General features: G+C 58.8%; 13 protein-coding genes (1 of these 13 cut by a window edge). 6 read left to right on the top strand and 7 right to left on the bottom strand.

Annotation, left to right across the window (positions count from 1 at the left end; translation table 11 throughout):
- The 7 genes from msrQ to thyX form a co-directional block, all read right to left on the bottom strand.
- Positions 1-414, bottom strand: partial view of a protein-methionine-sulfoxide reductase heme-binding subunit MsrQ gene (gene msrQ / locus LGT41_RS04995; RefSeq protein WP_274128991.1) — the 5' portion only. It extends 207 nt beyond the left edge of the window; 414 of the gene's 621 nt are visible here — the first part of the coding sequence; its start codon is at positions 412-414; its stop codon lies off the left edge, out of view.
- Positions 414-1,313: a protein-methionine-sulfoxide reductase catalytic subunit MsrP gene (msrP, locus tag LGT41_RS04990; protein WP_274128990.1), complete on the bottom strand. Its 900-nt coding sequence runs from the start codon at positions 1,311-1,313 to the stop codon at positions 414-416. The genes msrQ and msrP overlap by 1 nt, the downstream gene beginning before the upstream one ends.
- 105 nt (positions 1,314-1,418) lie before the next feature.
- A complete protein-coding gene (locus LGT41_RS04985; RefSeq protein ID WP_274128989.1) occupies positions 1,419-1,703 on the bottom strand; it encodes an ArsC/Spx/MgsR family protein in 285 nt (94 codons plus the stop codon).
- Positions 1,700-1,912: a hypothetical protein gene (locus tag LGT41_RS04980; RefSeq protein WP_274128988.1), complete on the bottom strand. Its 213-nt coding sequence runs from the start codon at positions 1,910-1,912 to the stop codon at positions 1,700-1,702. The genes LGT41_RS04985 and LGT41_RS04980 overlap by 4 nt, the downstream gene beginning before the upstream one ends.
- Positions 1,913-1,914: 2 nt before the next feature.
- The gene (locus LGT41_RS04975) at positions 1,915-2,265 is read right to left on the bottom strand and encodes a hypothetical protein (protein WP_274128987.1); all 351 of its coding nucleotides are present in this window, start codon (positions 2,263-2,265) and stop codon (positions 1,915-1,917) included.
- 428 nt (positions 2,266-2,693) lie between these two features.
- Positions 2,694-3,647, bottom strand: a complete 954-nt coding sequence (locus LGT41_RS04970; protein ID WP_274128986.1) for a toll/interleukin-1 receptor domain-containing protein — start codon at positions 3,645-3,647, stop codon at positions 2,694-2,696.
- Positions 3,617-4,522: an FAD-dependent thymidylate synthase gene (gene thyX / locus LGT41_RS04965; RefSeq protein WP_274128985.1), complete on the bottom strand. Its 906-nt coding sequence runs from the start codon at positions 4,520-4,522 to the stop codon at positions 3,617-3,619. Before thyX ends, LGT41_RS04970 begins: the two co-directional genes overlap by 31 nt.
- Before the next feature lie 109 nt (positions 4,523-4,631).
- Between thyX and LGT41_RS04960 the strand changes: the two genes are divergently transcribed.
- From LGT41_RS04960 to LGT41_RS04935, 6 genes are read left to right on the top strand one after another with little or no spacing between them, the layout of a single operon-like run.
- The gene (locus tag LGT41_RS04960; protein ID WP_274128984.1) at positions 4,632-5,459 is read left to right on the top strand and encodes a DUF817 domain-containing protein; all 828 of its coding nucleotides are present in this window, start codon (positions 4,632-4,634) and stop codon (positions 5,457-5,459) included.
- Positions 5,460-5,462: 3 nt separating this feature from the next.
- Positions 5,463-5,891 (top strand): VOC family protein, encoded by a 429-nt coding sequence (locus tag LGT41_RS04955; protein ID WP_274128983.1) that lies wholly within the window; start codon positions 5,463-5,465, stop codon positions 5,889-5,891.
- Position 5,892: 1 nt separating this feature from the next.
- Positions 5,893-6,543 carry a GDSL-type esterase/lipase family protein gene (locus LGT41_RS04950; protein WP_274128982.1) on the top strand — a complete coding sequence of 217 codons (651 nt, stop codon included), beginning with the start codon at positions 5,893-5,895 and terminating at the stop codon, positions 6,541-6,543.
- A complete protein-coding gene (locus tag LGT41_RS04945) occupies positions 6,525-7,220 on the top strand; it encodes a DUF1194 domain-containing protein (protein ID WP_274128981.1) in 696 nt (231 codons plus the stop codon). Before LGT41_RS04950 ends, LGT41_RS04945 begins: the two co-directional genes overlap by 19 nt.
- On the top strand, positions 7,217-7,570 hold the full coding sequence (locus LGT41_RS04940) for a DUF1194 domain-containing protein (protein WP_274128980.1): 354 nt from the start codon (positions 7,217-7,219) through the stop codon (positions 7,568-7,570). Before LGT41_RS04945 ends, LGT41_RS04940 begins: the two co-directional genes overlap by 4 nt.
- Positions 7,567-8,226 carry a DUF1194 domain-containing protein gene (locus tag LGT41_RS04935; RefSeq protein ID WP_274128979.1) on the top strand — a complete coding sequence of 220 codons (660 nt, stop codon included), beginning with the start codon at positions 7,567-7,569 and terminating at the stop codon, positions 8,224-8,226. Before LGT41_RS04940 ends, LGT41_RS04935 begins: the two co-directional genes overlap by 4 nt.
- Positions 8,227-8,268 lie beyond the last annotated feature (42 nt).

Raw genomic sequence — 8,268 nt, 5'->3', positions numbered from 1 at the left:
GTTGTTCGAGGTCACCGCAAGCGGCAGCAGCAACAAAAGCCCGGCCATGCCGATGGTCACATAGGGCCGTTTGACAACCTCGGTCCAGACGCGGCTCAGGCTTTGCACGTCGAGCAGGGCAAATACGGCCAGATGCGCCAGAAGGAAAAAGAATGCCGTAACCCCGATGGCGCGGCGAAATTTCAGCAGGTTGATCTTGGTCCATTTGCGCAGCGGCGTTATTGCCAGCCCGGCGATGATCAGCTTCAGCGAAATCAGGCCATAGGCGCGCAGCAATGTATTGATAGGCTCTGGCCCCAACTGGTTGGACAGCCCCAGCCAGAAATACCACGCCGCATAGCCTGCCCCGAGAATATAGAGCAGCCAGGCTGGCACGCGGCGCAACAGCGCATTCAGGCGGTCCACCAGAGCCATCAGTAATTCACCGCAAGGTCCATGCCCTGATAAAGGCTCGCCACCTCGTCATAGCCGTTGAACATCAATGTATCCTGCCGGCTTGAGAACAGGCCGCCGCCGATCCTGCGTTCGGTTGCCTGAGACCAGCGCGGGTGGTCCACGGTCGGGTTCACATTGCTGTAAAACCCGTATTCGCGCGCATTCAGCATGTTCCATGTGGTTGGCGGCATTCTGTCGACCAGCGAAATCCGCACGATCGACTTGGTCGACTTGAACCCGTATTTCCACGGCACCACCAGGCGGATCGGTGCGCCGTTCTGGTTCGGCATCGGCTGGCCATACATTCCGGTGGCCAGCAGGGTCAGCGGGTGCATGGCCTCGTCGAGCCGCAGACCCTCGACATAGGGGAAGGGAATGACCCGGCGGCGCACACCCACCATGACATCGGGCTGAACGGTGGTTTCCATTGCAACATATTTGGCGCTGGCCTGCACACCGATCTTGGCCAGAACATCCGAAAGCTGCACCCCGTTCCACGGCACCACGGCCGACCAGCCCTCGACACAGCGGAAGCGATAGATACGCTCTTCAAGCTGCAGCCCGGCCAGCAGATCTGCCAGGGCATAATTGCCCGGCCGGTCGACCAGGCCGTCGACCTTGATCGACCAGGGTGATGTAACCAATCCGCCCGCATTATTGGCCGGGTCGGATTTGCCGGTGCCGAATTCATAGTAGTTGTTGTAGGTGGTGAAATCTTCGATGGGGTTTGGCACCAGGTCTTGCGCAGCCGTTGCCTTGCCCGCCATTGCAAACGCGCTCAGGCCAAGCCCGCCGGCGATTATCTGGCGCCGGTCGAGCCAGGCGGCTTTCGGCGTAACATCTGCCGGGGTCAATGTATTTTTCCAGCGCCGGGTCATCGGGTTCTCCATCCTCTAACATTCATCTGCGGCCAGATTACAGTGCGCGGCGGCACAACATCAACTCACGTTGCCGTTGGCCGATTGTGAACTGGCGTGCTGGCGTCAGGCGGTGTGGCCAAGGGCACCGCCTGTTTCAAATACGGGCCGCTTGATCAGCGCCGGATGTGCGGCGATCAGCGACTCTGGGCTTGCGGCGCGCTCGGCCTCGGTCAGCTTGCGCCATGTGGCCGAGCGAGTGTTGATCAGCTTGTCGCCAAGTGCGGCAACAAACCGGGCGCGCTCGGCAGCACTTAGCGGCGCGTCGCGCAAATCACGCAATGTGGCGCCGGGATTGGCGCGCAGCGCCTTGCGGCAGGCATCGCAGTTTTTCAATCCGTAGATGATCATAATTTGCCGTTCTTTACCGTGCGTTTGCACAGGCTGGGCGGCTTGCCATTCTGGCCATAGGCGGTGACACCGCAGGTTTTGCAGGTATATTCGCGCAGGCTTCCATGCCCGCCGGGGGTTGGCACCCAGCGGCATGTGGTGCTGCGACGGCGGCCCAGTATCAGCGCCAGCGCCAGCAAGACCAGCGCGCCGAGAATCGCGAAAGGCACGGCTAGCCCTGCTCGTTGCCCGAGGCGAGTGCGAGCAGACCCGCCACCGCTGCCATTGAAATGGCGAACATCGTCCAGAAATGGAAGCCGAAGGCATAAAACATGCCCCCTGCCGAGAAGAGGAGGAATATTCCGGCGAGCCTTGGCTTGGACAAAGCCATCGCCCCGCCGGCAATGGCAAGGATCGGGGCGAGCAGCCCCGCGACCTTGATCACATCGGCATTGGCGACTTGGTCGAAATATTGCTCCGCCCCGTCAAGCTCGGTCAGCGCGATATAGCCCCAGCCGAAAAACCCGACCAGCATCCCCCAAAGCCCGGCAATAATGCCCAGAACCAGTGCCGCAACGCGCATATTAGCCTCCGTTTGATTTCGGGGCGACGGTAGGGGGGAATGGGTGGGGGTGCAAGGGTGGGGTGTGGTGCAGGCGCCCGATCCCGACGCCGCCCTATCGTTCAGAGGGCGCGCGACCGGCCCGGGGTGGGTGCGGAACGCGCCCGCCCATGGGGCGGGTCGGTCGCGTGCCCGGCGGTGCCGGGCAGGGCAATCAAATGCTTCACAATTGACATTATATCAAAACAGTTCAAGTATCCCACTCAATCAGAGGATGATTTCAAATGACAATACTTGCACAGTTTAGATGTCTTAACTGCGGTCATAGGTTTGAAGTTGAAATCCTAGAACGAAGTGAAAAACAGAAATACGAGAGAGAAAATAGGCCCACAAGCCCTGTGAGTTGCCCAAATTGTCGGCGAACTGACGTAAGGACCGGTTGGGAATAACTAATTTAGGTTGGCTATCAAATGGTCCCATATCGCTTCTGCGACCTGCTCAGGTTGGAGCAAACCGTTATCATTGTCATAAACCTGCCACAACATCGGTGAATAAAACAGTTCACCATCTTCTTCGGCGATAACGAACTGCGCAGATATCCCACTACTTCGGCCTTGTGAGATACCAATGCCATCTCCAAATAGGGCGCTGCGTCTAACGGTAAATTCGGCGGCTAATTCTCCTGCGCTAAATATCTTTATTTCGAACTCTTTTGTGGTCACTCGTTCGAAATCACATTCGATCGAAGCATTTCTTTTTGTAAGTTCGCGCGCAGAATTTTCAATAAAATCACAAATAAATGAGAATGTATCTTTCAGAAACTTCTCTTTATCTAAGTCGGTAATTTTCCTTTTTATCGAAAGATTCCCCGATCTTGCTGGGGACTTTATAATCGTCAAATTTTTATCAGATTCGAAGCCCGCTTTACTTTGAACAACACCATCATCGGAGATTATGGCCCTTATCCCATTTACAACACTCAACCAAGCCTCATCTCTGTCTGGCCATATACTGACCGCTTTTGCATCAGTTGGTGCTGCTTGAATTGCTCCGAATGGACTAGTCTTCCAATCACACGGCCTTACTATGACTGGAATTACGGTTGCCTCTCGATTGCTGTGACGGTTAAGAGCGAACATCGCTTCTTTGCTGAAGCAATAGTCTGACGCAATGAAGTCTGAGCTAACCAAAAAAATGACGATGTCCGCGGCGGCTAACTCGCCCTCAATTTCATTACCGAATTCCTGCCCGAGTTCTATTCGTCGATCATGCCACACATCTATGAGCCTTTGGCGTTTCAACAAGGATAGATGAGTGTCGAGTTGCTGTCGGAACAATTCGTCTGCATGACTATATGAGATGAAAAGCTTCCTCACCCCAAAACCCCCTGAAACTCCCGCCATTCCCCGGCGCTCATCCCGCTAGTCTCTTGCGTCACCTGCTCACCTTTAAGCATACGCCGCACGCAGTCAATCGCCTTACCCGATAGGTTCGCCCCGCCCAGACGGTAGTCCTCAAAGGCCGCATAGGCCGCGGGCACCCAATCGGCTACGATCTCGCACATTTTCTGCGCGTAAACGCGGATTTCGTATTGCGCGTGGGCATCGGCGCGCAGGCGCAGGAAGTGGAAGAGGTTGTGCAAATCCACCTTCCAATACCATTGCGTATAGACATTGGCGGGCAGGTTCATGCGGGCAAGCTCGCGGGCCAGCCCCTGCTGGCCGTCCTGGTTCAGCATCTCCTCGTAATGGTCATAGGCGCGGTTGGCATCGGCCTTGAGCATGTCAAGCACGCGGGCGGCTTCCTCGCCCTCCAGCACCGCGCCACGGCCCTGATTGTTCACCACGCTTTGCGCGGCAAGATGTTCGGGTGCGGGGATGTAAAACTCCCGGTCGAGAATCGAATAGCGCGCCGAATATTCGTTCACATTGGCGGTGCGGTGGCGGATCCATTGCCGCGCCACGAAAACCGGCAGTTTGACGTGGAACTTCGCCTCGCACATTTCAAACGGGGTCGAATGCCAGTGGCGCATGAGATAGCGGATCAGCCCGGCATCGTTCTGCACCGCCTTGGTGCCGCGCCCGTAAGACACGCGCGCCGCCTGCACGATGGCCCCGTCATCGCCCATATAATCAATCAGCCGCACAAATCCGTGGTCGAGCAAGCCATGCGCCTTATACAAATGCGCCTCGGCCCCCGGAGAGGTGGCGCGCAGGGTTTGGGTGGGCGTGGCGCGCTGGGCGTCAATCTCGGCCTGTTGGTCTGGGGTAATGGGCATGGCGGGCTCCGCTGCGTTTGGCGTGATTCTGGCTAGGCGGCCACAATATATGGTGGAGCCGCTTTAGAAAACCGCTATATGCTTTGGCGAAGCAATTGGAGCGGGCTTTATGGAAAACCTGAGGGTAGAGCGGCGCCTTGGCGATGCGATGCGCGCCCGCCTGCCGCTTTGGGCGGTGGAATTTGTGATGTTCGGGCTGAAAATGGCATGGGCCTGCCTGTTTGCGGGGCTGCTGCTGGCGGCGATCATCCTGTCGGCCCTGTTCTGGCCCGAAGGTGCCGCGCTTGCCCGCTATGATGCGCTGACGCTTTTTGCGCTGCTCGTGCAGGGGCTGATGCTGTATTTCCGGCTGGAAAGCTGGCGCGAGGCGAAGGTGATCTTGCTGTTCCACGTCACCGGCACGGCGATGGAGATTTTCAAGCTGCAAATGGGAAGCTGGTCTTACCCCGAGGCGGGCTGGTTGATGCTGGGTGGCGTGCCGCTGTTTTCGGGCTTTATGTATGCCAGCGTTGGCAGCTTCATTGCCCGCGCCATCCGCCTGTTTGACATGACCTTCACCAACTACCCGCCCATGCGCTGGGCCATCGCGCTGGCCGTTGCAATCTATATCAATTTTTTCGCGCATCACTTTGTTTGGGATGCCCGCTATCTGCTGATGCTGGCCACGCTGGTTCTGTTCGGCCGCGTCACAATCCGCTTCACGCCGATGCGACGGCAATTGCGCCTGCCGATGGTGCTATCGGCGGCGTTTGCGGCGTTTTTCCTTTACGTGGCAGAAAACATCGGCACACTTAGCGGCACATGGATGTATTCCGGTGACGGCAAATTCGCCTTCACCGATCCGGCGAAAATGGGCTCGTGGTATCTGCTGCTGTTTGTCAGCTTTGTGCAGGTCACGCTTGTTTGCCGCGCTGCATTGTTACCGCAAAAGGACTGAGGAATGAGTTTGAAATATCTGCACACAATGGTCCGGGTCAAAGACCTGGAAGCCTCGATGGCGTTTTACAGGCTGCTGGGGCTGGAGGAGATCCGTCGCTATGACAATGAAGGCGGGCGCTTCAGCCTGATCTTCATGGCCCCACCCGCGCAGCATGAATGCCCGCTCGAGCTGACGTTTAACTGGGATGGCGACAGCGCCCTGCCCGATGACAGCCGCCATTTCGGGCATCTGGCCTATGAGGTGGATGACATCTATGCCACCTGCCAGCACCTGATGGACAATGGCGTCACCATCAACCGCTCCCCGCGCGACGGGCATATGGCCTTTGTGCGCTCGCCCGATAATGTGTCGGTTGAATTGCTGCAAAAGGGCGACAGCCTGAAACCTGCCGAACCCTGGGCCAGCATGGAAAACACCGGAAAATGGTAGCATGACGCGCGTATTGGTTTATGGCGATTCCAACTCCTGGGGCACGCCCAGCAATGGCAGCGGTGTGCGTTATGACGTGAAAACCCGCTGGCCGCAGGTTATAGCCACGGCCCTGGGTTGGGAGGTGGCGGAAGAAAACCTGCCCGGCCGCACCACGCGCCATGATGATGACATGATGCTTGGCAGCGCCATGAACGGGCTTTTGCATTTGCCCGTGGCGCTGAAATCGCAATCGCCGGTCGATTGGCTGCTGATCATGCTGGGCACCAATGATTTCAAGGCGCGGTTTGAACAGGACGAGGCCACCATCGCCGCCGGGCTGATGGCGCTGGTCGATTGCGCGCGCCGCGTGGGCAGCGGCAAGGCGGGCTGGGATGATGTCACCCCGCCGAACGTGGCCATTATCGTGCCGCCCGCGCTTGGCAAACTGGCTGACGATGCAACCTGGGAGCGGTTCGCGGAATGGAAGGGCGGTGGCGCCATTTCGCGCAGGCTGGGCGATGTTGTGCGCGTGCAGGCCAAAATGCGCCAAGTGCCGGTGTTTGACGCAGGTTTCGTGGTGCGCGCCTCCAGGGCCGACCCGATCCACCTCGATGCCCGCGCCCAGCGCGCACTTGGTCAGGCCATTGCGGAATGGCTTGGCACGCTATGAGCCGCGCGGCGCAAATTGCGCTGCTTTTCTGTGGCCTTGGCACGGCCGCACAGGCACAAGACTGCCGCCTTGCGCTGTTGCTGGCGCTCGACATTTCCTCGTCCATCTCGGCTGAGGAAGATGCGTTGCAGCGTGGCGGGCTGGCGCGCGCGCTGACATCGCCCGCTGTGGCGGAAGCCTTTTTCGCCCAGCCCGACCGCCCGGTCGCATTGTCGGTTTATGAATGGAGCGGGCGCGACCAGCAGGCCGTGCTGCTTGACTGGGTTGAAATCAGCACACCTGCTGCGCTGTCTGCCGCGGCCGCCAGCATTGCCAGCTCGACGCGCGGCTATGACAATTACCCAACCTCGCTTGGCCCCGCGCTTGGTTTTGCGCATGGCCGGTTTCGTCAGGCCCCGCCCTGTGCGCGCTTCACGCTGGATATTACCGGCGACGGGCTCAGCAATGATGGCTACGATCCGGCCACGGCCTATGCAAATTTCAACTTCACCGGCATCACCGTAAACGCGCTGATCGTTGGCAATGAGGGCGATGTGCGGCGCTATTTCACCCGCGAGGTCATCCGCGGCCCGGGCGCGTTCATCCAACCCGCCAGCGATTATGAGGATTTTGAGCGCGCAATGGCGCGAAAACTGCGCCGTGAGCTTGGGCTGATGATTGCCGGGGCCGCCGAATGATCCGCGCGCTGCTTGTGCTTCTTGCGCTTGGCGCCGGCCCGCTATCGGCGCAATGCCGCATGGCGCTGGCCATCGGGCTTGATGTTTCCTCATCGGTGGATGCGGCGGAACACAGCGCGCAGCTTTCGGGGCTGAGCGCGGCGCTGCGCGAACCTGTTGCGCTGATGGTCCATGAATGGTCGGGGCGCAGCCATCAATCGGTGCTGGTGCCGTATTTTCAGGCCGAAGTCATTCACGGCCCCGGTGCTTTTGTTGAGGTGGCAACCGATTACGCCGATTATGGCCGGGCAATGGCGCGTAAATTGCTGCGCGAAATGACATTGGCCGTCAGCATGTTGGAGACAGAATGAACCGCCTTGGCCTTATTTTCACAACCTTTGCAGGCCTTGTTGCCGCAAGTGCCGCCAAGGCCTGCAAGATTGCACTGCTCTTGATGATTGATGTTTCAAGCTCGATCGACCCCGGCGAATACCGCTTCCAGATTGACGGTATGGCCGATGCGCTGCGCGACCCGGTCATCGCCGAAATTCTGGTGCGCGATCAGGTTGCCCTGAGCGTTGTGCAATGGTCGGGCATTGGCGAGGCCGAAGTCAGCCTTGAATGGCAGCGCATGTTGACCCCCGCTGCGGTTGTCAGCTTTGCCAACCGTGCGCGCGCCATTCCGCGGCGCTGGCAACGCTCGCGCACGGCGGTCGGCGATGCCATCGCCTTTGGTGCCGAACAGTTTGGCCCGGTATCTGACTGCACGCGCCGCGTGATGGATGTGTCGGGCGACGGGGCTTCAAATGTCGGCTTTGACACCGCCACCATGCGCCGCGAAATTCAGGCAATGGGAATCGAGATCAACGGATTGGCGATTGACCGGATCGGCCGCAGCGTCACCGAGTTTTACCGCCGCTTCATGATCACCCAAGGCGGGTTTGTCATGACGGCCACCGGCTATTCCGACTATCCCCGCGCCATTTCGGCCAAACTGTTCCGCGAGCTTGTGAAGCCGGCCAGTTAGCCAAACCCCGTAGGGTGCGCATTCATTGCGCACCATTTGACC

The sequence above is a fragment of the Abyssibius alkaniclasticus genome (genome assembly GCF_020447305.1).
Classification (GTDB): Bacteria; Pseudomonadota; Alphaproteobacteria; order Rhodobacterales; family Rhodobacteraceae; genus Abyssibius; species Abyssibius alkaniclasticus.
Note: the sequence above shows the minus strand (reverse complement) of the source record. Positions and strands in the feature narration are given on the sequence as shown.